Below are 410 nucleotides of genomic sequence, written 5' to 3'. Positions count from 1 at the left end.
CGATGAGGGAGCGCTCGCGCATCTCGAACAGGAGTCGCTTTTCCTCGCCCACGACAGCTCGATCAAGATGCCCGCGTGGCGGCGTCATCTGCTGAAAGGTGAACGACGCCAAGCGGCAGAACAGCTTGCACCCCCGACGCAGCACCAGCATTTGTACCTCGACGTGCCTGACGATCTGCATCGATCGATCGTTGAAGATGGCCGCATCTGTACGGGCGCAGCACCTGCAGCGGCACTGGCAGGATCCACGATCACGCCGGACTTTGTCGAGCGTTCATGGCGTCACGCAACGCGCTCGGCCATCAACGTGGCGTTCCTCGTCCTCGTCGTATGGACAGCGCTCACGATCACAACGATGTGGACCGGCATGCACTTCGCATCGTCACAGGGATCTGCAGCGAGCACAAATG

The 410-nt window shown here is 61.0% G+C and carries 2 protein-coding genes; one reads left to right on the top strand and one right to left on the bottom strand.

Features of this window, described 5'->3' with window-relative positions:
• Positions 1 to 181, bottom strand: a 181-nt coding sequence (locus GVL03_RS22500; RefSeq protein ID WP_235038301.1) for a hypothetical protein, incomplete at its 3' end; no start/stop codon positions are given.
• Between GVL03_RS22500 and GVL03_RS22495 the strand changes: the two genes are divergently transcribed.
• Positions 164 to 410, top strand: a 247-nt coding sequence (locus tag GVL03_RS22495) for a hypothetical protein (RefSeq protein ID WP_235038300.1), incomplete at its 3' end; no start/stop codon positions are given. The genes GVL03_RS22500 and GVL03_RS22495 overlap by 18 nt on opposite strands.

The organism is Microbacterium sp. 18062, from assembly GCF_902706225.1.
In the GTDB taxonomy this organism is placed as follows: domain Bacteria; phylum Actinomycetota; class Actinomycetes; order Actinomycetales; family Microbacteriaceae; genus Microbacterium.
The sequence above is the reverse complement of the archived record's forward strand: the minus strand, read 5'-3'. Positions and strand labels throughout refer to the sequence as shown.